At 59.3% G+C, this 21,888-nt stretch carries 19 protein-coding genes and 1 pseudogene; 11 read left to right on the top strand and 9 right to left on the bottom strand.

Translation table 11 applies throughout. The features are described 5' to 3' along the window. Positions 1 to 31 precede the first annotated feature (31 nt). Complete coding sequence (ndhC, locus tag IPK79_02660; protein MBK8189328.1) at positions 32 to 427, bottom strand: NADH-quinone oxidoreductase subunit A; 396 nt, start codon at positions 425 to 427, stop codon at positions 32 to 34. Between the two features lie 349 nt (positions 428 to 776). On the opposite strand from ndhC, the gene IPK79_02655 reads away from it, so the two are divergent. After that, positions 777 to 2,666 carry a tetratricopeptide repeat protein gene (locus tag IPK79_02655; protein MBK8189327.1) on the top strand — a complete coding sequence of 630 codons (1,890 nt, stop codon included), beginning with the start codon at positions 777 to 779 and terminating at the stop codon, positions 2,664 to 2,666. Here the strand turns inward: IPK79_02655 and IPK79_02650 are convergent. The 4 genes from IPK79_02650 to lexA form a co-directional block, all read right to left on the bottom strand. Then, entirely contained in the window at positions 2,663 to 3,415 is a 753-nt protein-coding gene (locus IPK79_02650; protein ID MBK8189326.1) for a M23 family metallopeptidase, read from the bottom strand. The two genes, IPK79_02655 and IPK79_02650, sit on opposite strands and share 4 nt — an antisense overlap. A 187-nt stretch (positions 3,416 to 3,602) precedes the next feature. After that, positions 3,603 to 4,673, bottom strand: coding sequence for a 23S rRNA (adenine(2503)-C(2))-methyltransferase RlmN (gene rlmN, locus IPK79_02645; GenBank protein ID MBK8189325.1), 1,071 nt, complete (start codon positions 4,671 to 4,673; stop codon positions 3,603 to 3,605). A 182-nt stretch (positions 4,674 to 4,855) separates the two neighbouring features. Next, positions 4,856 to 5,071, bottom strand: a complete 216-nt coding sequence (locus IPK79_02640; protein MBK8189324.1) for a hypothetical protein — start codon at positions 5,069 to 5,071, stop codon at positions 4,856 to 4,858. Positions 5,072 to 5,145: 74 nt separating this feature from the next. Further along, entirely contained in the window at positions 5,146 to 5,757 is a 612-nt protein-coding gene (gene lexA / locus IPK79_02635; protein MBK8189323.1) for a repressor LexA, read from the bottom strand. Between the two features lie 498 nt (positions 5,758 to 6,255). On the opposite strand from lexA, the gene IPK79_02630 reads away from it, so the two are divergent. After that, positions 6,256 to 8,103: a 2-oxoacid:acceptor oxidoreductase subunit alpha gene (locus tag IPK79_02630; GenBank protein ID MBK8189322.1), complete on the top strand. Its 1,848-nt coding sequence runs from the start codon at positions 6,256 to 6,258 to the stop codon at positions 8,101 to 8,103. After that, positions 8,093 to 9,076, top strand: coding sequence for a 2-oxoacid:ferredoxin oxidoreductase subunit beta (locus IPK79_02625; GenBank protein MBK8189321.1), 984 nt, complete (start codon positions 8,093 to 8,095; stop codon positions 9,074 to 9,076). The genes IPK79_02630 and IPK79_02625 overlap by 11 nt, the downstream gene beginning before the upstream one ends. Before the next feature lie 166 nt (positions 9,077 to 9,242). Here the strand turns inward: IPK79_02625 and IPK79_02620 are convergent, their stop codons facing one another. Continuing rightward, positions 9,243 to 9,860: a tetratricopeptide repeat protein gene (locus IPK79_02620; GenBank protein MBK8189320.1), complete on the bottom strand. Its 618-nt coding sequence runs from the start codon at positions 9,858 to 9,860 to the stop codon at positions 9,243 to 9,245. Positions 9,861 to 10,354: 494 nt separating this feature from the next. Here IPK79_02620 and IPK79_02615 point away from each other — a divergent pair, with 494 nt between their 5' ends. The 4 genes from IPK79_02615 (at position 10,355) to IPK79_02600 (ending at position 16,183) form a co-directional block, all read left to right on the top strand. Then, positions 10,355 to 12,508 (top strand): glycine--tRNA ligase subunit beta, encoded by a 2,154-nt coding sequence (locus tag IPK79_02615; protein MBK8189319.1) that lies wholly within the window; start codon positions 10,355 to 10,357, stop codon positions 12,506 to 12,508. 108 nt (positions 12,509 to 12,616) lie between these two features. Further along, complete coding sequence (locus IPK79_02610) at positions 12,617 to 14,710, top strand: PBP1A family penicillin-binding protein (protein ID MBK8189318.1); 2,094 nt, start codon at positions 12,617 to 12,619, stop codon at positions 14,708 to 14,710. A gap of 56 nt (positions 14,711 to 14,766) precedes the next feature. Further along, on the top strand, positions 14,767 to 15,714 hold the full coding sequence (locus IPK79_02605; GenBank protein ID MBK8189317.1) for a polyprenyl synthetase family protein: 948 nt from the start codon (positions 14,767 to 14,769) through the stop codon (positions 15,712 to 15,714). A gap of 1 nt (position 15,715) precedes the next feature. Next, the gene (locus IPK79_02600; protein MBK8189316.1) at positions 15,716 to 16,183 is read left to right on the top strand and encodes a divergent PAP2 family protein; all 468 of its coding nucleotides are present in this window, start codon (positions 15,716 to 15,718) and stop codon (positions 16,181 to 16,183) included. 9 nt (positions 16,184 to 16,192) lie between these two features. Here IPK79_02600 and IPK79_02595 read toward each other — a convergent pair whose 3' ends face one another. Then, positions 16,193 to 16,618, bottom strand: a complete 426-nt coding sequence (locus IPK79_02595; GenBank protein ID MBK8189315.1) for a hypothetical protein — start codon at positions 16,616 to 16,618, stop codon at positions 16,193 to 16,195. 77 nt (positions 16,619 to 16,695) lie between these two features. After that, entirely contained in the window at positions 16,696 to 17,499 is an 804-nt protein-coding gene (locus tag IPK79_02590) for a hypothetical protein (GenBank protein ID MBK8189314.1), read from the bottom strand. A 310-nt stretch (positions 17,500 to 17,809) separates the two neighbouring features. Here IPK79_02590 and IPK79_02585 point away from each other — a divergent pair, with 310 nt between their 5' ends. From IPK79_02585 to IPK79_02570, 4 genes and pseudogenes are all read left to right on the top strand, one after another. Continuing rightward, positions 17,810 to 18,958 (top strand): hypothetical protein, encoded by a 1,149-nt coding sequence (locus IPK79_02585; GenBank protein MBK8189313.1) that lies wholly within the window; start codon positions 17,810 to 17,812, stop codon positions 18,956 to 18,958. 179 nt (positions 18,959 to 19,137) lie between these two features. Further along, the gene (locus IPK79_02580) at positions 19,138 to 19,518 is read left to right on the top strand and encodes a hypothetical protein (protein MBK8189312.1); all 381 of its coding nucleotides are present in this window, start codon (positions 19,138 to 19,140) and stop codon (positions 19,516 to 19,518) included. A gap of 479 nt (positions 19,519 to 19,997) precedes the next feature. Continuing rightward, positions 19,998 to 20,702: pseudogene (locus IPK79_02575) on the top strand (response regulator transcription factor). Positions 20,703 to 20,718: 16 nt separating this feature from the next. Then, positions 20,719 to 21,489, top strand: a complete 771-nt coding sequence (locus tag IPK79_02570; protein ID MBK8189311.1) for a hypothetical protein — start codon at positions 20,719 to 20,721, stop codon at positions 21,487 to 21,489. Here IPK79_02570 and IPK79_02565 read toward each other — a convergent pair. After that, positions 21,486 to 21,737: a hypothetical protein gene (locus IPK79_02565; GenBank protein ID MBK8189310.1), complete on the bottom strand. Its 252-nt coding sequence runs from the start codon at positions 21,735 to 21,737 to the stop codon at positions 21,486 to 21,488. The genes IPK79_02570 and IPK79_02565 overlap by 4 nt on opposite strands. Between the last annotated feature and the right edge of the window lie 151 nt (positions 21,738 to 21,888).

The raw sequence follows: 21,888 nt of genomic DNA, 5'->3' as shown, positions 1-21,888 counted from the left end.
CTGCCTCTCGTTCAGGCGTGCGACCGCCCGGTTATTGCCAACGCAGGGCGTCTTTTTTCCAGGCGTAGGCCAGACCTATTAACAAAATGCCGATGAAGATGCCCATCGTGAGCAGGCTCACGGGTCCGAGCGCGCCCAGCGCCATGGCCCACGGAAACAGAAAGACGGTTTCAATATCAAATAAAATAAACAGAAGGGCGAAGAGATAAAACTTTAAGTCGAAGCGCAGGCGCGCATCCCCAAACGGATCCATGCCCGATTCATACGTGGTTTCTTTCAGGCGCGACGGCGCTTTGAACATCACCACCTGGGCCAATGCGAGCAGGGCAAACGGAAGCGCGGCGGCAAACGCCAATAGCGCAAACAACAACGGGAATCCGGTGAGATGAAAGTGCGTCGAGACGACGGGATCCGCAAGCGGCGTCATAAACGGTGGTGTCTCCTTACCCTGCGCCAGATTCGTATTAAACGCAAAAGATTGGCAGGGGTCAATTGAAGGCCATCGCGTTAATGCGATCCGATTAAGCGTTTCGATTCATATCAGATAGGCGGGTGGGGCGTTATTATAATAACGCTAACGTTAACGTTAATCAAATGCGCTCTTTTCTGCGCTCTTTTCAACATGTCCCTTATTGGGCGCTCTTTTCACACCCCTTTGCGCTTACTTCTTTCCTATAATAAAGTCCCGCGGATCATAAAGGCTTTCGCGGTGTCGGCGTATCGGGCCGCTGGGTCCCTCTCAGTATGATGTTGTGGATGTGATCGAGGAGGCGTACATGACTTCTCTTATAAGTCCTCTTTTGAACCCCGTTTTGAATTCGCTGGTACCCAAGTCCGCCGCAAAAGCGTCGCTTGCGCTGGCCGCCTGCGTCTGGCTTTCGCTGGGGAGCGTCGGCGTATGGGGCGCTGCCAGCGATCCGGCGCTCATCAAGGCGGATCGTCTTGCGCAACAGGGGCAGGGTCGCGCCGCGCGCGCTATCTATCAAGCGTTTCTGGCGGCGCATCCTGCCGATTACGACGCCTTAATGGCCATGGGGCGTCTCGCTGATCGACAGGGTGATTTTTCTCTGGCGCGGGCGACGTTTCAAAAACTCCTGCGCCTGTATCCCGGCGATCGCGCCGCGACGCTGGGTATGGCGCGAACCTTGTCGCGTCGCGCCACCGCTCTCGGCAAACCGGATCTGTCTCTGGCGCCGCTGATTAACGAATACTTTCAACAGGCGGCCCTCGTAAACCCCGACGATCCGCAATTGCTGACCTATCGCGGCGAATGGGCTTTGGCGCAAGAGTCGATGGCTTCGGCCAGCCGGGATCTTCAGCGCGCCGTCGTCGTGGATCCGGCCTCTGCTGAAGCATGGCGGGCGCTGGCGCGGTATTTTCTGAAAACGTCGCAGTACCCCGCCGCGCGAGACGCGGGCTTGCGCGCGATGGATCTCGATCCCAACGAGAGCGACGGCTATTTTATGATGGCCCAATTACTCGCCGCCGCCCAGAAGCCGGATCAGGCTCTGGCTTACGCGCAGAAGTCTCAGGCCCTCGATATGGGCGTCAACCCTCAGCGAACGCTGTTGATTGCCCAGTTGTTGGAGACCCTGGGTCGTCCTGAAGAGGCGATCGGGGCCTTAGAGCGCCTGTCGCAGGAGGCGCCTGCTTACGATGAGGCGACGCTGAAGCTCGCCTGGCTGCGGGCGGCGGCGAATCATCCCGAGGAGGCGGCCCAGGACTATCGCCGCCTGTTTCGCCAGAATCCCGCTCGCGAAGAAGAAGTCTGGGCGTCTATTCGCCGCCTGGTCCATGAGCGTCAGCTGGAAGCCGCCTTGCTGCAACTGGCCCCTTTCTACTGGCTTGAAGCCCCTCAGCAACGCGAGGCTTTTCATGTCGCCGCTTCGGCGCTGACGCAAGAACGTGAAATGGCCCCCAATAGCGCGGCGCTGGCCCGCCAGTGGCTGATGCGTCTGGACGCGCGCTTCTTGCAGGGGACGCTTTCTGTCGCCGATCCGCTGCTGGCGCTGGATCGACTGAAACTCTCACTGGTCGCCGACCCTTCGCTTGCCAGGGCCGAGGCGACGTTGACGACGATTCTGGGCCAGACCGCTGAAACCTCTGAGACGGCGCTGAGCGCAAATCAAGCGCTGGCGGCGGGGGAAGCGTTTTTCTTACTGCAGCGGTACCGCGAAGCGCGCCAACAGTTTGACGCGATCGACGGTCTTGATGCCGTGGGGTTTATTCGCGCTGTCGATCGTCTGGAGTCGCTGGGGGCAATAGGCTCTGCGCGTTCACTGGCGGATCGCGCGCTGACGCTGACGCCTTCGCCTGCTTTGAGCGATTCGAAGGATCGCTTGTCCCAGCGCCAGCAACGCGCCATCGCGCTGATTCAGGACGGGAACAGTTTCTTTCGTGAAAAACGCTATGCTGAGGCCCGCGACGCCTATCGTCAGGCCCAGACGTTTTCGCCCGACTGGGAAACGCCGCCGCTTCGACTGGCGGACGCTTACGAGATGCTGAAAGATCCGGCGCGCGCGTACCAATCGTATCGTCTGGCCGTGGCTATGACGCCCGAATTACTGGATTCCAAGGGATTCGCGAAAAAATATCGGCGTCTGTCCCGCCGTTTTGGCGGAGTGGAACCCGCTCAAACGCCCCCGGTAAAGCTTCCGGCGCGTTAGAAACGCGTCCACTCGACGCGATTGCCGCGAATCACCTGTACGGCCTTGCCCGGGCCTTTGGGCGCAATCATCATCAACGACGTCGGGTCGCTGGCCACTTCCGGGCCGCCCGCGCCTTGGGCTGGCACGGGAGCCGGGCCGTTCATCGGATTAATCGCCGTTAGCGGCTGCGGCCCTTCTCGCCAGCGTCCACCCGCAATACGGCTTCCCCCGCGCGCTTCCAGCGATGCGAGAAACTCCGTCGGATTCACAAATCCATTGGGCTGGCGCACTTCAAAGTGCAAGTGAGGGCCGGTCGAGCGTCCCGTCGAGCCGACCAGCGCAATGGGATCTCCTGCGACAAGGGGCTGTCCCGCCTGAACCAGCGTTGCCATTGCGTGCCCGTACAGCGTGTAAAGCGACTCCGTATGCCGTACGACTACCACATTGCCGTAGCCCTGATAAGGCCCGGCGTACGCCACCACGCCCTCCATCGGAACATAAATGGGCGTGCCGGCCTCGGCGGCGATATCGAGTCCGGCATGAAAACGCGATTGCCCCGTGATGGGATCCTGACGCCAGCCAAAAGGAGAGGAAATTCGTCCGTTAGGAACGGGCGAATATCCCGTGCCTGATGGCGAAACCCCTTGCGCGAGCGCTCCGGCGCTCAGAAAACACGCGCCGAGCAAGCCGGATATCAAGGCGTAGAAGGCCTTGCGGCAAAACGTTTCTGACGCAGATTGCACTGACCAATCGCTCACAATGCGCATATCGCCCTTGTCCTGGCGCTTTCGCTCGACATTTCACCTGGTCGCCGATACAGGACATTGTGGCCGATGCCGCCGCGCGAGTCCCCCCCTACATGATGGAACTCATAAAAAATGCGCCTCAGCCGCTGGCCTGCTGTTTTATTTTTCTCTCTCTCTCTCTCTCTCTCTCTCTCTCTCTCTCTCTCTCTTACGCGTTCTGATTCTGAAAGCGATTGGCCAATTGCCCGCAGGCGGCGGCAATATCCACGCCGCGCTCCAGGCGCACCGTGACCTTTTTGCCCGATTGTCCGACCAGACGAGCAAAGGCGTCAATCGCGCGACGCGAAGGGCGTTGATAGCGGCTCTGTGGCCCGGTGGGGTTGTACGGGATTAGGTTGACGTTGCATTTAAGTCCATCGAGCAGTCCCGCCAGCCGCTGCGCTTGGGCAGGCGAGTCATTGACGCCGGCCAACATGACGTATTCAATCGTCAGGCGTCGCCCGGTTTGTGAAACATACGCCCGTAAAGCGCCCATCAGCTTTTCCAGCGGCCATTTGCGGTTAATCGGCACCAGTTCGTCGCGCAGGGCGTTGTCGGGCGCATGGAGCGAAACTGCCAGCACGAGTTGCCACTGACGCTCGGCCAGTTCCAGAATTTGAGGCGCGACGCCCGACGTCGAGAGGGTAATGTGCCGCATGCCTACCTCTGCCGAACGATTCAGCAGCTCGATGGCTGCAACTGTTGCGTCAAAGTTGAGCAGCGGCTCGCCTTGCCCCATCAGGACGACGTTGCGCACTTCCTGCCCGGCGTCGCGCTGGACGGCCAGATACTGATCGACAATTTCGCCGGGCGTGAGCTGGCGCGAAAATCCCAACGCGCCCGTGGCGCAAAAACTGCATCCCACGGCGCAGCCCGCCTGCGTGCTGAGGCAGGCGCTCAGACTGTCGCGGTCCTCAAAGCGCATCAGCACGGATTCCACCGTTTTACCGTCCGCCAGCCGAAACAGATATTTGACAGTCCCGTCACTGCTGGTCTGCTTGTCGGCGAGCGTCACGCAGCCCACGGTATACGCTTGCGCCAGACGCGAGCGGAAACCTTTGGCCAGATTACTCATTTCCTCAAAGCCGCGGGCGTTTTTGACGTAGAGCCAATGATGCAATTGATCGGCCCGAAAGGCCGGCTCGCCCAGCGATGTCGCCAGCGCGCGCAACGCCTGGGGCGTCATCCCTACCAAGGGGGTTTTGACGTCCTGGCTCACGGGCGGATCGGCGGTCAACATGAGAAAAGGCGCTCCATCAGGAAATCGTCGTTATTATAGCGGTTTCAGGCGAACAAAAAAAAAGAGGCAGGGGGAATTGCCTCTTGACAGTGATGTTAAGGGATAGGTTAGCGGTAAAGCGTCAACGCTCACGCGTTCGAATGCGAAGAACGCTGAAAATCTCGAAACGTCGGGTCGCGATCTCACAGCAGATGCGGGGCCAGTACGATGGCCAGGGCCAAGGCGGCTCTCAGCGCCATCGGCCAACGTGAACGGCGGCCTTGAATCACGCGCAGCGATGGGCGGCCCGCCTGGGATCGCGCGCGCCGCTTCGTGACGACGTTTTGAGGCGCAAGGCGCAAATTCCCAGCGCGAGGACGTTCAAACAGAGCGGCAGAATATTCAATGGCAGCGGCCATGGGTAATTTCTCCCAAGGTTACAGGGTGGGACACAAGCTTATGGAATTGCAGTGAAACCGGGCGGCGCAGGCAATCAGGTCACGTGACGAATCACGGCCTCGACTTTGCCCTGAACCTGTACGTCAGTGGCGTAAATCGGCCCCATGGCGGCGTTTGCCGGTTGCAGGCGCACGCGTTCGGGTTCGCGATAAATACGTTTGAGCGTCGTCGACTCGCCTTCGACCAGCGCCACGACGACGTCGCCATCGCGCACGGCAGCTTTGGGGTTAATAATTACCATATCGCCATCCAGAATATGATCTTCAATCATGCTGTCGCCGCGCACGCGCAGGGCGTAACAACCGATGGGGCAGAGGTCTTCACTCAGGTTCAGGGTTTCCACCGAATCGGTGACCGTCTGCAACGGCTGACCAGCGGCGATAGCTCCCAGAATCGGCAGCTTGCCGGGGCTCTCTATCACATCGGGGTTAATGCAAATGGCGCGCTTTTCAGCGGCGTTCCAGTGGATAAAGCCTTTCTTTTTAAGGGCCGTCACATGGTGGTGAATGGTCGAGGTGGAACTCACGCCGCACAAGCGGCAGAGTTGCTGAATCGAGGGCGGATAACCGTTTTCGCGGATAAAAGACGAAAGCGCATCGAGCACTTGCCGTTGTTTGGGAGGAAGGGTTTCCCGTTCGGCGGTCATGACGCCTGGTCTCCTGTCTTGAAGCGCTCTCGAAAGGACGTTCGTCGAATGTTTAGGCTATCGAAATTAAATTCGATGATTTGACTATACCATCGCTTTTCGGGAAATCAAGTCCCGAATTTCTCAATCCAGAAAAAATGCCTCAGGGTCAGGGTTTTATCGATTCCGGATCGCTGTTTTGGGTAAAAGCGTCTTTTTCGTCGAGGCGTCTTGTAACGCAATCGCGCTTGCGGTATCTTATGCCCGAACGTGAAACGCTTGCGCCTGACGCGAACGGTAACGTTTATCACGCTGAATCGTTTCTCTCCGCGAAGGCGGCCTTCGATATCCTTCTCTCAAAGTGTTTCAGAGCTTGTTTCTTGTCTTGTTCCGTCTGAGAATCCGTCAGAGAGACTGGTTTTTCAGGACGCAGCGCGCAAAAATCCACGGTAATAAAGCGCTGCCAGAGAGCTTCTCCGTTCTTTCCTCAATCGTCACCAATTGGAAGGGCATTGACCGATGACCAATACCGAAACCGTCAACCACTTCTCGTGGACGATCGGCGGGCCGCAAGGCACCGGCGTCGATTCGTCCGCTATTCTGTTCGTGCGCGCCTGCGCGCTGGCCGGGCTGTACTGCTACGGCAAGCGCGAGTACGAATCCACTATTAAAGGCGGCCACAGTTATACCAACGTCCGCGTGAGCGAAACCTTTATCAATTCGCACGTAGACCCTATCCACCTGTTTACCGCCTACGAAAAGACGGCCCCGCTGGTGCATGCGCCCGCGATCACGCCCGGCGGCGCGCTGATTTACGACCCCAAAGTCACGGATCCTGCGCAATTGGGCTTGCAAAATGGCGTGTCGGCCATCGCAATCCCTTACGATGAACTCCTCAACGAATTGGCGGCGGAACTCAATCAGCCGCTGGCCAAAGTGATGATCATGAAAAACACCCTGGCCGTCGGCGCCTCGCTGGCCATGGTGAAATTCGATCCTCAATACGTCGAAGCCGCGCTGAAAGGCATCTTTACGGATCGCAAGGCCGCGCTGGTGCCCATGAACATGCGCGCCGTTGAAAAAGGCTACGAAGCGATTGAAAAGCTCGGCGTGGCCGCGAACTTCCCGTATCGCCTGGAGGCTCGCCCCGACAATCCAGAACGCCTCGTGATGAGCGGCACCTCCGCCGTTGCGTTGGGTAAAGTCAAAGCGGGCTGCAAATTCCAGACCTATTACCCGATTACGCCCGCCAGCGACGAGAGCGTCTATCTGGAGTCGATCGCTGCCGAATTCGGTATGAACGTGGTGCAGTGCGAAGATGAAATCGCGTCGGCCTGTATGGCGGTTGGCGCTGCGCTGACCGGCGTGCGCGCTGCGACATCGACTTCCTGCCCCGGCTTTGGCCTGATGGCTGAAGGCATCGGCTGGGCTTCAATGAATGAAGTGCCGGTGGTCATTGTCGACTACCAGCGCGGAACGCCCGCAACCGGTCTGCCCACGCGCCATGAGCAAGCCGACCTGTTGTTTACGGCCTTTATTTCTCACGGGACCCCGCAGCGGATCGTCGTGGCCCCCGGTACGATGGCGGAATACTTTGAAGACGCCTTCAACGCCTTCAACTACGCCGAACAGTACCAGATGCCCGTCCTGATGCTGACCGATAAGTGTCTGGCCAACAACACCATGACGATTCACCCGTTTGACGAGTCTAAACTCGTCATTAATCGCGGCAAGCTGGTGAGCGACGAAGAGCTGGCCCGCCTGTCCCAGCAGCCGGAGTATCAGGGCGTCTTCAAGCGTTACGCCTTCAGCGAAGATGGCGTCTCGCCGCGCAGCTTCGTTGGTCAGGAACACGGTATTCACTGGAACGCCGGCGACGAGCACAGCGAAATCGGCCATATCTGGGAAGACCCTGAAAACCGCATCAAAATGATGCAAAAGCGCCAGAAAAAGCTGGAAACGGCGCTCAAGGGCATTCCTCAAGACAAGCAGTTCAAGCTGTACGGCCCGGAAAACGCCGAATGCACGGTGGTTGTCTGGGGCTCGACGCTGGGACCGCTGCTGGACGCGCTGCCGATTCTCAACAGCGACGGCCTGTCGGTTAATGTTCTGCAATTGCGCCTGATGGTGCCTTTCCCCGTGGACGGCGTCAGTCAGATCCTCAACCGCGCCAAAATCAAGGTCGGTTTCGAGATGAACAACACCGGTCAGCTCGCCAAGCTGATCCGTATGGAAACGGGCATCGCGATGGATCACATGATCCTCAAATATACGGGACGCCCGGTCTCGGAAACCGAAGCCGTGGCTGCGGTGCGAGACGTGATGAAACAGCAAGTGAAAGAGGTGGTGCTGCACTATGGCTACTAATGTTCAAAACAAACCCCTGACCGCGCGCGATTACAAGTCGGATCTGCTGTCCGACTGGTGTCCCGGCTGCGGCGATTTCGGGATTGTCGCCGCGTTGCAAGGCGCGCTGGCTGAGCTTCAGATTCCGCAGCACCGCGTGGCGGTGGTCGGCGGCGTCGGCTGCTCCAGCAAGTCGCCCCACCTGATGCAAACCTACGGCATCCACACCCTGCACGGCCGCCCTGTGCCCTTCGCCCTGGGCGTGGCCCTTGCCAACCCGGATCTCACTGTCGTGGTGACCGGCGGCGACGGCGACGGTTACGGCATCGGCTCGGGTCACTTCATGAACGCCGGTCGGCGCAACGTGGATATGACCTATCTCGTCTACAACAATGAGGTCTACGGTCTGACCAAAGGCCAGGCCTCTCCCACGTTGGCCTATGGACAGCAAACCAAATCGCTGCCCGTGCCCAACGTCCAGGAGCGCGTTGACCCGCTGTCGCTGGCGATTTGCTCGGGCTACACGTTTGTGGCGCGCAGCTACGCCTACAACAAAAAGCACCTGACGGAGACCATCAAGCGCGCCATCCAGCACCCTGGCATGGCCATTGTGGATATCCTGCAACCGTGCCCCACGTATAACGACCTGCATACCAAAGAATGGTATGACCAGTCGATCGGCGTCGGCGCCACGCAAACCCCGCGCGTGTACGATATCGAAGCCGAAGGGTACTGCGGCAAGGTGAACAACCCCAAAGACGCTGCGGAATGGGAGCGCAAGGAAATCGCCGCGCTCACCAAAATCCGCACGCCCGAAGACCGCATCGCTGTGGGCGTGTATTGGGAAGTCATTAAGCCCACGTTCATGGAGCGCCTCTATCCGCTCAATCCGCAGCTGAAAGAGCGCGCCGTGTGCCTGGCCCCGCTGGCCGACAATGCCGGCAAACCGCTGGCCAATCTCGGTAACGTCTACGAAGAGTTCCGCGTCTCCTAGGCGCGAGACCCTCGGTTCTCTCTACACGTTTAAAAGCCCTTCGTTGCAAGACGGGGGGCTTTTACGATCCGGGATGCCAAACGAGCGAGACGGCGAAGACGAAAAAAAACCACGAGCGGTTTGGCTCGTGGCATAAGGTGTGTCCAGTGGAGATAATAGTAGGTAGTTACAGGAGGGTTTGAGAAGAGTCTTCGGGCGCAATCGTCGGGCATAACGCCAAATGCGACGCTGCGGATGCCGGACGCCGGCGCTGACGACAGGCTTGCGTCAATGCGCTGCGGTAGCACATCTGAAGGTAGCCGTACTCGTCATCATTGAGCAGTTTGCTGGCTTCATTCAACAGACGAAGCGCCTGACGATGCCGCCGGATTTGAATCAACAGACTCAACTTCTGGTCCAGCAACGGGGCCAGTAAGTAATCGTGCGCCCGACCGATGAGCGACAGGGCCAGATCACAGCACTGTAAGGCTTCACGCGGTTTTCCCAGCGCGTCCAGAACGCCCGCTTTTGACGCATAAGCCTCAGGACGGTCCGGATGCGCCTCAATGGCCTGATTCAGCAGCCGCAAGGCCGCCGCATCATCGTTAAGACAGAACAGGATGTCGGCCTTCAACACCAGCGCGCGCTCATTGCGCGGCGAAAGAGCCAGCGTTTTATCAATCATCGCCAGTGCCGCTTCATAATCGCCCTCAAAGGCGAACAAGTCGCCTGCCGAGCGCAGATAGCGTTCTGCGGAGAAATCAAACACGCGGGCCAACAACTTCAGGTGTTTCACAACGCCCATTCCTTTCGCCCCGGCGACGCCCATTTAATCGACGCGCCGGACCGGCTTTTACGCATGCGGCTTTGCAGCATGCAAACGCTCTCTCTATCAATGCGCCTTTGAGTTGCTATCAACGGCAGGCGCTCTCTGGAACTCTATCCTTTGAACCTGCGCTTATCCTACCAAATCCCCAGACGCTTCTGTGGCTCCCCACCATTCGTCACTCCCGGGAAAGCGGGCGCGAAGGGAAGAATTTAATCAACAAACCCCATAATAACCGTTTTGTATAGTCTTCAAGGTTCATCGTTCATCAAATCGTTGTGGCGTCTGGCGAAATGCCCCTGCAATATTTTGTTACATGAGCCCTCGCTTGGCGCGTATTCGGGCCGTTGCGCCATTGCAACCGGCGGGTCTTGCTGAACCTGCGCGGCTGACGGATAATAGGCGCGCTCGTTTATTCCCGCGCTTGCGGGTGGATGCGCTCGCCCATCGTTCCCGGTCACAGGATAACGCCCGTGAGTCATCACTATCTGCTTGAAATCGGCACGGAAGAATTGCCGCCCGCCTTCATGGAAACCGCGCCTCAGGAGCTGGCGGCGCAGGTTGAAGCGGCGCTGGCCCAGCATGCGCTCGACTTTGAACGCGTCTGGACAACGGTCACGCCGCGCCGCCTGATTCTCAGGATAGATGGATTACACGACACCCAGAACAGCGTGGAAGAGGCCGTTAAAGGCCCGCCCACGCGCATCGCCTTTGACGCCGACGGCAACCCCACGCGCGCCGCCGAGGCCTTTGCCGCAAAGCAGGGCGTGACGATGAACGAGCTTCAGCGCGAGATGTTCGCGGGCGAAGAATGTCTTGCGACCACCGTGTTTAAGGGGGGGCGTCCCACCCGCGAACTGCTGGCGGAGATCCTGCCGCCGCTGGTGTTGGGCCTGTCCGGGCCGCGCTTTATGCGTTGGGGCGATTACGACGTGCGCTTCGCCCGTCCCATCCGCTGGATTGTCTCGCTGTGGGATGATGCCGTTTCGCCGCTGGCGATTGGTCCTGTGCAGGCGGATCGCCTTTCGCGCGCGTCTCGCATGCTCGGCGACGTCGCGTTGTCCATTCCTTCTGCCGCAGCGTATGAAGACGTCCTGGCCACAGAGGGTCAGATATGCGTGAATCAGGACGCCCGGCGCGAGCGCATCGCCGCGTTGCTGGCGGAATCCGCTCAGGCCCAAGGTGGCGCCTTGCCCGAAGGCCCCGAATATGACGCTTTAATGCAAACGGTCGCCACGCTGGTAGAATCGCCGAGCATTGTCGCCGGAAGCTTCGACGAGGCCTTTCTCGCTATTCCCAAACCCGTGATTACCACCGTGATGGCCTCTCATCAAAAGTATTTCCCGATCGAGCGCGCCGATGGCGAGCTGATGGCGCGCTTTCTGGCGGTTTCTAACGGTCGCCCCCAAGCCGCTGATAACATTCGCGCTGGCAACGAACGCGTGCTCAAGGCCCGCTTGCAAGACGCCCGCTTCTTCTACGAAGACGACCTCAAGCGCCCGCTGGAAGATCGCCTGAACGATCTCAAAGGCGTGACCTTCCAGAAGGGTATGGGCTCGCTGCTCGATAAAACGCATCGTCTGGTCGAGCTGAGCGCCAGTCTGGCCCAGGATCTTGGATACGATGCGGCTTCGATGGCTCTCGTCAAGCGAGCGGCGTTATTATCGAAAACGGATTTGGCGACCTCCATGGTCTTCGAGTTCACCGAGCTTCAGGGTGAGATGGGCGCGCGTTATGCGGCCTTGCAAGGCGAAGATCCGCTGGTGTCGCAAGCGTTGAGCGAGCAGTATCTGCCGCGCTTTCATGGCGATGCGGTGGCTGTGTCGCCGATGGGCGTTCCGCTGAGCGTGGCGGATAAAATCGACACGATGACAGCGGTCTTTAGCCGCGAAAAGGTGAAGATGCCCACGGGATCGCGTGATCCGCTGGGACTGCGCCGCATGGCCAACGGCCTGATTCTCACATTGCTGTATAACGGGCATTCGCTGGATTTACTCGCCTGCGTCGAGCGCGCCTTTGGCCTGCTGAACCGCCAGTTGCCGCAAGAGAACGCGGGCCTGACCGAGACGCTGAATCGCTTTGACCAGTTTTTGTCCCAGCGCTTGCGCGGGATTCTGCTCGATCGCGGTTATCGTTATGACCTTATTGACGCGGTAGCCGACGCCGCGCCTCCGCTGCAGAATCTGCCGCTGGCGCTGGCCCGCCTGGACCGGCTGACGCATCTGCTGAAAGACGAACCCGCGCTGACGGCCCTGCTGGAGCCCGCCAATCGCATCAGCCGCATTCTGGGCGCTGCGTATCAGCCGCAAGCCACCCTCGATCAGGTGAATCCCAAAGCCTTTTCGTGCGTTGAAGAGTCGGCCCTCTATGAAGTGGCCCGACAGATTGCCGCCGACGACGACGCCCGGCAGGGCGACGATGACGCGCTGGCCACGTCGCTGCAAACGCTGGCCCCGGCCGTCGATCGCTTTTTCGAGAAGGCCCTGGTTAACGACCCCGATCCCACCGTACGCGCCAATCGCCTGACGCTGCTCAGCGCGTTGAATCGCTATTATCTGCGATTGGCCGCCTTCTCCCGGATCGTGATGGCGCAAGACACCCCTGTTGCGGCGGTTCTTGCTGAATAGGCTGAAACCGACGAGAGAGACGCCCTTCAAAACAAAGGAAAGGCTTTGAGACGAGACTTTGAACTGCCTGTCGACGTCCCGAGAAAGTCGGAGATTGTCCAGCGCCGAATGATCGGCATGGTGACGCTGACCGTGCTGGGCGTCATTGTGTTTGCGCTGTTCCTGCTGGCAGTGAATCTGGGACTGGTGCTGGCCAACGGCGCGTCGTCGCTGCCGGATATCAAGGTGCTGGAAACCTACCAGCCCAATCAGAGCACGCTGATTTTCGATCGCAACAACTCGCTCATCGCCAATATCCATGGCGATGAAGATCGTGTGGTGGTCAAGCTGCGCGACATCTCGCCCAATATCCAGCACGCCGTGATGGCCATTGAAGACAACCGCTTCTATCAGCACAACGGCGTCGATGTGCGCGGCACGTTGCGCGCGATGACGACCAACCTGCGCGGCGGCGACGTGCAAGGCGGCAGTACGGTGACCCAGCAGCTCGTTAAAAACCTCTTTTTAACGCCCGATCGCACGTATAGCCGCAAGCTGGCCGAAGCGCTGCTGGCGATGCGGGTCGAGAAGTTCTACAGCAAGAACAAAATCATGGAGATGTACCTCAATCAGGTGTATTGGGGTAATCAGGCCTATGGCATCGAGAAGGCCGCCCGCCGGTATTTCCGCAAAGCGGCTGCGGATCTCGATATCGCCGAATCGGCTTTGCTGGCCGGGCTGCTCAAGGCGCCCGAAGGCCTCTCGCCGTTTGCTTACCCGGAAGCCGCCAAGCGTCGCCAGCTCGAAGTGCTCGATAAAATGGTGGAATATGGCTATATCACCCTTGAGCAGCGTGATACGGCGGCCCGTGAGACTATCCGGCTTAATAGCCAGCGGCCAAAGCCGTCGAAACACCCGTATTACGTCACCTACGTCATTCAGGAGCTTGAAAAAGACTACGGTGAGGATGTCGTGCGGCGCGGCGGTCTGCGCGTCTTCACGGCGCTGGACCCGCAGGTGCAGGGCGCCGCAGAAAAGGCGCTCACTGAGCATGTCAAGTCACTCTCGCGCGGCACGCACGTCAGCAACGGGGCGCTGGTGTGCATCGACGTTGCTTCGGCAGAAATCCCGGCCATTGTCGGCGGGGTGGATTTCGACAAAAGCCAGTTTAACAATGCGACCCAGGCCCGACGCGCCGCAGGGTCGCAGTTCAAACCCTTTGTGTATCTCACCGGCTTTCGTCTGGGGCTGATTACGCCCGAGACGCCGATCTCAGACCGTCCGGTCAGCTTTAACACGGGCTATGGCGTGTGGCGTCCCAAAAACTGGGACGGGCGCTTTATGGGGGCGATGAACATTCGCCGGGCGCTGACGCTGTCGCGCAATACGCCCACAGTGCAAATCGGGATGCAGGTGGGCATCGATGAAGTCATCTCCACCGCGCGACTGGCGGGGATTACGTCTCCCATCGACGCTAATTTCTCCAGCCTGCTGGGCTCTTCCGGTATGGCGCCGATTGAAATGGCCACGGCTTTCAGCACGTTTGCGCGCGGCGGCATCCGTATGACGCCGAGCGCCATTCGCCGCGTCGAGAATGTTCAGGGCAAGGCGCTGTATATCGATAAACCCGCTGCGCAGCAGGTATTCGACCCCAATGCCGTCGCCATGCTCAACTCGATTCTGGTGGATGCCGTTGAGAAGGGCACGGGCAAGAGCGCCATTCTCGAAAACCGCCAGGTCGCAGGAAAAACCGGCACGACCGATCAGGTCCGCGACATCTGGTTTACCGGCTACACGCCCGACATGGTCGCCACAGTCTGGATGGGCAACGAGCGCTACGTCCCCCTGAATGGCGTCTTCAGCTCCAACGCCGCCAAAGTATGGCACGCTTTTGCGCAGGAATATTACCGGGCGCGAACCATTGTCGCCACGGAGTTCCCCCAGCCGCATGCCGGATCGCTGGTGAAGCGTCGCGACATGGTGCTGAATCTCAACCCGCCGCGCCCGCGTCCGGTGGTGACGCCGCCGCTGCCAGAACTCGATGCCGATCCCCAAGCCGCCGACCGCGCCGAAAACGTGTATCGCACCTTCGAAAATCGCTATGCGCCCGGTTCTCAGCCCCCCGGCGCTCGCAAGCCCGAGCTGATCGGCCCGCCGATTCCCGGCGGCGGCCCTGTCCCCGCCCAGCCCGAGCCGCCGGCGCGCGCCGACGCCAACGATTAGCGACGACCTTCACGCGCGGCGCTTGAAGCGCGTCTTTCCCCCGATATAATAGGCCCATGATGCCTCCTTCTTGCGATTCCCTCACCTACGAATCCCGTTTTCGCGAACCGCTGGCGCAGGTGGAGGCGGCCTTAACGCGCTATTTGCAGCCGCAAGAGCCTATCGCCTTTAACGGCGTCGCCATTCCCGGACCGCAACGCCTGTGGGAAGCAATGCGCTATGCCGCGCTGGCTCCCGGCAAACGAATCCGCCCCACGCTGACGCTGGAAACCTGCCTCGCCTGTGGCGGCGCTTACGCAGACGCCCTGCCCACGGCCTGCGCCATCGAAATGGTCCATGCGCAAAGCCTGGTGCACGACGATTTGCCATGTATGGACAACGACGATCTCCGACGGGGACAGCCCACGGTGCATCGCGCCTTCGATGAAGCCACGGCGGTGCTGGCAGGCGACGCCCTATTGGCGATGGCTTTTGGCGTCATGACGCGTCATACGCCTCTCAACGCGCGGGTTACCCCGGAAATCCTTGTCGCGCTGGCGGCCGATCTGTCAGACGTCAGCAGCGTTTGCGGTCTGGTGAATGGCCAATATGCCGATATTTACTACGAAAACCGAGAGTTTGACGCCCATGCGCTGGAGTACATCCACACGTACAAGACCGGCGCGCTGTTTCGATTCGCCGCCCGCAGCGGCGCGCGACTGGCCGCGGGCGATGACGCCCTGATTACGCGCTTCAGCCGATTTGGCGAGTGTCTCGGGCTGGCGTTTCAAATCGTCGATGATATTCTCGACGTTGAGTCGTCTGCTCAGGCGATGGGCAAGACGGTCGGCAAGGATGCCGCCCAGCGCAAGGCCACGTATCCTGCGCTATACGGCGTCTCAGCCTCTCGCCAGAAAGCCGCCGCGCTGATGGACGAGGCCCACGCCCTGCTCAATGCCGCCCCTATCGCCGATGTTCAGCCGCTGATAGCCTTGGCGACGTTTATGGTTGAGAGAATCCACTGATATGACCCTTCTGAACCATCCCCCCATTGCCGGAACCGGGCTCGAAGTGATGCTCGCCGCCTTTGTGGCGACCATTACGGCCCAGTTCTTCAAGATTTTGTGGTACCAGCTCACCCACGGGCGGATGAATTTTCGCATTTTCTTTCACACGGGCGGAATGCCGAGCAGCCACAGCGCCTGTATGACGGCGCTGGCGCTAAGCGTCGGTCTGGTGGAGGGCTTTTCTTCCACGCTGTTCGCTGTGGCGCTGGGTTTGGCGATGGTGGTGATGTACGACGCGGCGGGCGTGCGTCGTGCGGCCGGCCAGATGGCGGGCATTCTCAACAAGATGACCGACGACTTATACCAGAGCCGTCCCGGCTTTATTCCCGGCCGTTTACGCGAACTGCTGGGCCACACGCCGATGGAAGTGCTCGTCGGCGGCTTCTGGGGCGCATCTGTCGCCTACGCTTTTCATATTCGGCTGTAGGAGGGCGCTTCAGCCGAGAGCGCACGGCTCAAAGGCCTGAAAGAAAAGCCCATCCTGAATGATTTGATAAATCGCCCGCTTGACGTTATCGGGCGTGATCTCTTGGATGAAAACGTTCTTGTCGCGGGAATTGATCCCATACACCTTTTGCCCGCTTTCAACGGCTCTCAGCCCCTCCGGCGGTAACGCAGGTTTTCCCAACGCCGGATGATCCAGCCTGATAAGCTCCTGCGCGTTTTGAACGGTAAAGAACGTTGCAATATAAGGGCGACCGCGAGAAAGCTCAACAGTCACATCGACATTCAGGTTGTCAGGGTCTCGGTCGCCTAGGTCGGGAATGTGGAACGCGCGCAACTCAGAAGTCGCTAACTTTCCCTGATAATGATCGATGGGAAACGCGAGAAGCTGGGCGTGAGAAGAAAAGCGGGCGTGCATCTGAAAGGTCCATACTCATTGGTGCGTGAAACGACCCTGAATAACACCATCAAAACAAAGCCCTGACTAAATGTGTCTTAACTCGGGTAGTAAGGCCTGAGAAGAGCGATGACCTGTTTTTGTTTGCCCTTAGGCATCATCGCGAGGACGTCATAAGTTTTCTCTCCCGTGCGGGTGAGAAAGACTCGTGCGCCGCAGACATGACGCAACTCAAAAACCCCTTTAAGATTTTCTATTTTATCAGCGCCTGCGGCGAGGATAGCGCCCTGTTCGAAATGCTCCAGCATGGCCTTAATCTCATTTCTGTAGCTCTTATAAGCCTCTTCGGATATTTTTCTGATTTTCGGGCATCTATAGTTAAACGTGAGCGTATTGATCTTGGGAAGAATAGACGGGTTAGGCAATTCCGCAGAATCGCTCGCTTTTTCAATAGGTCGGCTGGCTGTTGCAGCCCTCGTTTTTGCTAGTTTCTCCTGAAGGGGCTTTTCTTTTCCCCATACCCATGTAAGAAATTCGCTGCCTGCCTTCTTCAGCGCATTCGCTTTCTTGTTGACGATCCCGCCTGCAGCAGCAGACCCTACCATCATGGCGGTGTCGAGCATGCCGCCGTTCACGTCGCGCTCGCGCCAAACGCGCTCAACTTCTTGACCCGCCTCAGCAAAGGCGGTTGGCGGATAGAAGCTTGCTAACACCGGCGCGGCGACGTCGTCCCAGAGGGAGACCTGTGGCCCGGAAGGCGCTGGCGCAGGGCTCTGATTCGGCGAATAGAGCGGCGGTACGTCGCAACCGGGACCACTCCAGCCATTTTTGCATGCGCCGACAGGCAAGGCGCTTGGCTTATGCGCAACAGTTGACTTGGAAACAGAGGGCATCGGTCCCATAGTGCAGTTATAACCCCCGGCGACTTTTTAGTGGCTTTCATGATTTTAAAAACAGTTAATCGTGTTTTGATGCGAGCCTTTCGAAAGACTTAAGCTTCTTGCGCGGGATGCTACAATAGAAAGCGACCGTCCGCTTCGCGGCGCGCGTCGGGTCGGCGTTTCCACAGCGCCGCAGCCGGGCTGAAACCATACATGAGAACAGGCTAAAACAGGATAGAGAAACGCCCTCGCTGGACTGTCACCCCGCCGCCTTCCGACTTCCGTCATCCCTCTCTGGCCCCTGCGCCTCTCTGCTAAGGAGCGCTCTGACATGCGTCACCCTCTTGTTTCCGCTGTTGCGCCCGTTCTCCTGACGGGCCTGTGTCTCGCCGCGTGGCTGGGCGCGGGCGCTCTGGCCCAGACGCAAACGTCGGATACGGCCGCCCCTGCGCCGACGTTGTCGCTGCTTAAAAGCGTCGAGATTGATCTGAGCGGATACCTGGAAGCCAAAAGCCTCCCGTCGCAGTTCGTCGCGGCGAACGACGTGGTGAGCGCCATCGACGCCTCGCGAAACATCGCCCTGCATATGGAGCTGATTCGCCGCGCGGCGCAGCAACTCTCGCCGGAAGAGCGCATCGCCTTGCTGGCGGCTCTGGAAGCCCGTCACAAAGAGATTCCAGACGATGTCTTTCGCTTTTTTGATTCCGGCTACGGCGAAGTGCTGCTCGATGGCAACAAAACCGGGCTGTTTTTCCTGCGAAAAGCCAATGATCAACTCAAAAACCAGTTCACGAGCCTGGCCTACGCCATGGCGCAGGCGGAAATCGAGTTGAATCAAGAACATGGCGCGCCCGATCAGCTCACGCCGCGCAAACAGGATGTGGCCTATAAGCTTACTGACGCCGTAAACCGCGACGCAGAGGCGCATATGCCTGGATTCTGGCCTGCGTTTCGCGCCGTTATCGACCGACTGCGCCCTATTGCTGCCTATACCGACTACGCGCAAACCGACTTTACCCAGAACTATCTTCCTTACGGGGTGCTGCCTTCCCCTATTGATCCCGCGCAAGACGGCGAGGACGCTGAAGCGTCTCCTTCCGGCATTGCGGGCGAGGCGTCCAATCTGGATCCGGAGCCGGCCTGCGTCTACCCGGCGCTGAGCGCGCCGCTGGATTTCTCGCGGCTGTTTCGCTCGCTGACGCTGCCGCTGGATGGTCACGGACAGACGATGACGGCGCACTTCTTCCTCGCCGATGTCGAGCATCGCTACCGCGCCGTGATTCTCGACGAGGCCGGGCGCCCGCTGGTCGATTTCCAGACGACAGCCGCCCCCTATATCTTTGAAGACCTCGACGAGGACGGCGCGCCTGAGATTGTCATTCGCCAGATGGCCCAGAACCCGGCCGCTCCGCTGACGGTGTATCGTTACAACAAGTGCGTCTTTCAGGCCGATGAAGCCATTTCGGCGCTGTTTCGCTAACGGCTGCGGCGCGTGAGCGATCGGTTTTCTTCATAAAAACTTCATCTGCCGGAGGCTGGCATGTCCCAAAACAATGCTTATAATCAAAAACACAATGTTAGGATTTAGTTACGGGCTCAAGGTTCCCGGCGAGCGGTCGATACGTTTGTCGCCCCACCATTACGAGGGAGAGGTTCATCATGAAAGACGTTAACAACCCCAACCCCTTTATCCAGTTTGGCAAAACGGCCCCGGTCGGCGACGACGCCAGGCGTAAACCTGCCGCCGGCGCTTCAGACGCGCCTCCGGCGGCAGAGCCGTATACGCCGCAGACCAATTTTCAGGATCCGTCCGTTGTGTTCGACGCGATGGCGGGCGCGTCGAAAGCCGCGCAGCAACGCATCGTGGAAGAACGCGTGGCCCGTGGACTTGCCGGCCTCCCCTCGCCCGAGACCATGGCCCGCTTCGGGGCGCAGGTCAAAGCAGAGTTCCCCGGCGTGAACGATTTGAACGTGGCGCTGATCGCCAGTGACGTGGCTGTCAACCTGGGGCTGGGCGTGCCGGTCATTAAGACGACGTAACGCCTCGCGTATTGCGATTAGACATACTCAATTCAGGGGCCTTGCAGAGGGCCCCTGAATGCGTAGGGGCGCGGCGATTGGCGTTGCGATGCCTGCGTTGCCATGGCCCGCGCGCGCCGCGAATTGAAAAGATTGCTTTACGGAAGTGGCCATGTTGAGTATGATGAATTCTAATCAGACCCCCGCGCTGTCCCGGCAGACTCTGGGACGACTGGTTCAGGGCAGCCAGCGACGCTGGATGACGGACGTTTTTAGGGTTGCGGCTTTTCAGGTTGACTGCGACCGTCATCTTTGAAGCGCGCCGTTTTCTCCTGTCGGACCTTCCCCTTTTCCTGTCTCCCCTCTCGTGGCTTGCCGGCAGGCGCTTCCATTCTCCTATACTGTAAACCCAAAGAGGATTCAGGGCATTGACGCCAAAGACATCCGCCTCTGAATTGGATCCTTCCTCCGCGCAATCGGGAAAATCTCCCGGACGAGGCGAGAAGATTCTGATTGTTGACGACGAAGCCAGTATTCGACGCATTCTGGAAACGCGCTTTAAAATGATGGGCTACGAAATCGCCACCGCCGGCGATGGTGAGGAAGCCCTCGATATCTTTGGCAAGTTTGGCCCGGATATCGTCGTACTCGATATCATGATGCCCAAAATGGACGGCTACGGCGTCACCAAAGAGATTCGCAAGCAGAGCGACACGCCGATCATCATCTTGACGGCGCTGGGCGATGTGGCCGAGCGTATTACGGGCCTGGAGCTGGGCGCAGACGATTACGTCGTCAAGCCTTTCAGCCCCAAGGAACTGGAAGCGCGCGTCAAGGCGATTCTGCGCCGCACGTACAACAAGAATGGCGCGCCATCGAGCAAGGACGAGAAAAACGTCATTGTCATCGGGGCCATCAAAATCGACAAGAGCAAGCGCCAGGTCTTCAAAAAGAACGAGCGCGTGCGCCTGACCGGCATGGAATTCAGCCTGCTGGAGCTGTTGGTGAGCAATTCGGGCCGTCCCTATTCGCGCGGCGAGATTCTGCAGCACGTGTGGTCCTACCCGCCGGATCATCGCATTGATACGCGCGTGGTCGATGTTCACATCAGCCGCCTGCGGGCCAAGCTGGAAAACGATATCAGCAACCCCGAACTCATTCTGACGGCGCGCGGTATCGGCTATATGTTTCAGAAAATCGACTAACGGCGGACGTTTGCTGATGATGGTCGGCTCTGTTCCTCGCTGGGCGCTTTCCATGGTCATCGTGGGCGGCCTGCTGGGCTTTGGCGCAGGACTCCTCAGCGGGTGCCGCGATGCGCAAGCCCCGGATGCGCAAGGCTACCGCGAAGACGAGCGCGCGCTCCTGCAAATCGCCGCTGAGAACCTCGTGGAGCTGGAAATCAAGAAAGACTACGCCACGCTCTACGATCAGTACGCCAGCAAGGCTTTTAAACAGCGCGTCCCGGCCCGCTATTTCCTCAAGCTGACCAACTGCGTTGAGACGCATCTGGGCGCTTTTCTCAGCTATGACCGCAAGTCGCTGCGCTTCAAGCGCGAACGCGTTGGGGCCGCGACGCGCGATGCGCTGAATCTGCGGGTCTTTCGCGACAATGGGCTGCTGGCAGAACAATTCGTCTTCACGCCGGAAGGCTTGTCGTACAAGATAGACGCCTTTCGCTGGCTGTCGCAGCGCGCCGAGTTTCTGGACTGCGTGAGTCGCTTGAGCCAGACGTTCGACGTGTCGGATGTGTCCAGCATGTCCGATGGCTCGCCTCAAGAGGCCTCCCCGAATGACGATGAGGCTGCGCCTGCGACGACGACCGCCGCGTCATCGAGCGCGACTGCTGGCAGCGCTTCTGGCGCCGCTTCAAATCCTGTTACCCCTGCGTCTGAGAAGTCCTCCTCTGCCCCGGCCGCTCCCCCCAGCGCGCCTGCGGCGACATCGCCTGCGACGCCAGAATCCCCCAGCGCGGCCAAGCCTCGGCCTTAAACGGGTTGATGAACCCCAAAACGCCTCGGATGAGACCCGACACGGCTATTCGCCTTCTGCGCCCCCGGCGGCGGCAGAAACTCTTCTGGCTGACGCGATTTCTCCAGCACGAACCACGCCACTGCAAAGCGTTTGAGCGCGTCGCGGTATTCGCTCACATGACGCCCGTCGCGCAACATCGTGCGGGTCAAGGCGCTTTCGGCGTCCTGGACGGTTTCTAGCAGCGATTCAATGGGCGGGATGTTCATAGACAACAGACTCACCTGGGTCGCAGACCGGAGGGCGTCGATGGCTCTCTGCCCCCATTATGCAATGCGCAAGGGAAGAGGGGATTCCTCTATTAGAGGGACATGCGTCGCTGGCATGTCTATCCTATCTCTATTATATATAAAACCGGGC

The sequence above is a fragment of the Vampirovibrionales bacterium genome, assembly GCA_016712355.1.
Classification (GTDB): domain Bacteria; phylum Cyanobacteriota; class Vampirovibrionia; order Vampirovibrionales; family Vampirovibrionaceae; genus JADJRF01.
Note: the sequence above shows the minus strand (reverse complement) of the source record. Positions and strands in the feature narration are given on the sequence as shown.

Excerpts from the sequence above, each read along its gene's own strand:
- ndhC (MBK8189328.1), bottom strand. The coding sequence starts at position 427 with ATGACGCCGCTTGCGGATCCCGTCGTCTCGACGCACTTTCATCTCACC.
- IPK79_02655 (MBK8189327.1), top strand. The coding sequence starts at position 777 with ATGACTTCTCTTATAAGTCCTCTTTTGAACCCCGTTTTGAATTCGCTG.
- IPK79_02650 (MBK8189326.1), bottom strand. The coding sequence starts at position 3,415 with ATGCGCATTGTGAGCGATTGGTCAGTGCAATCTGCGTCAGAAACGTTT.
- rlmN (MBK8189325.1), bottom strand. The coding sequence starts at position 4,673 with ATGTTGACCGCCGATCCGCCCGTGAGCCAGGACGTCAAAACCCCCTTG.
- IPK79_02640 (MBK8189324.1), bottom strand. The coding sequence starts at position 5,071 with ATGGCCGCTGCCATTGAATATTCTGCCGCTCTGTTTGAACGTCCTCGC.
- lexA (MBK8189323.1), bottom strand. The coding sequence starts at position 5,757 with ATGACCGCCGAACGGGAAACCCTTCCTCCCAAACAACGGCAAGTGCTC.
- IPK79_02630 (MBK8189322.1), top strand. The coding sequence starts at position 6,256 with ATGACCAATACCGAAACCGTCAACCACTTCTCGTGGACGATCGGCGGG.
- IPK79_02625 (MBK8189321.1), top strand. The coding sequence starts at position 8,093 with ATGGCTACTAATGTTCAAAACAAACCCCTGACCGCGCGCGATTACAAG.
- IPK79_02620 (MBK8189320.1), bottom strand. The coding sequence starts at position 9,860 with ATGGGCGTTGTGAAACACCTGAAGTTGTTGGCCCGCGTGTTTGATTTC.
- IPK79_02610 (MBK8189318.1), top strand. The coding sequence starts at position 12,617 with ATGATCGGCATGGTGACGCTGACCGTGCTGGGCGTCATTGTGTTTGCG.
- IPK79_02605 (MBK8189317.1), top strand. The coding sequence starts at position 14,767 with ATGATGCCTCCTTCTTGCGATTCCCTCACCTACGAATCCCGTTTTCGC.
- IPK79_02600 (MBK8189316.1), top strand. The coding sequence starts at position 15,716 with ATGACCCTTCTGAACCATCCCCCCATTGCCGGAACCGGGCTCGAAGTG.
- IPK79_02595 (MBK8189315.1), bottom strand. The coding sequence starts at position 16,618 with ATGCACGCCCGCTTTTCTTCTCACGCCCAGCTTCTCGCGTTTCCCATC.
- IPK79_02590 (MBK8189314.1), bottom strand. The coding sequence starts at position 17,499 with ATGGGACCGATGCCCTCTGTTTCCAAGTCAACTGTTGCGCATAAGCCA.
- IPK79_02585 (MBK8189313.1), top strand. The coding sequence starts at position 17,810 with ATGCGTCACCCTCTTGTTTCCGCTGTTGCGCCCGTTCTCCTGACGGGC.
- IPK79_02580 (MBK8189312.1), top strand. The coding sequence starts at position 19,138 with ATGAAAGACGTTAACAACCCCAACCCCTTTATCCAGTTTGGCAAAACG.
- IPK79_02570 (MBK8189311.1), top strand. The coding sequence starts at position 20,719 with ATGATGGTCGGCTCTGTTCCTCGCTGGGCGCTTTCCATGGTCATCGTG.
- IPK79_02565 (MBK8189310.1), bottom strand. The coding sequence starts at position 21,737 with ATGAACATCCCGCCCATTGAATCGCTGCTAGAAACCGTCCAGGACGCC.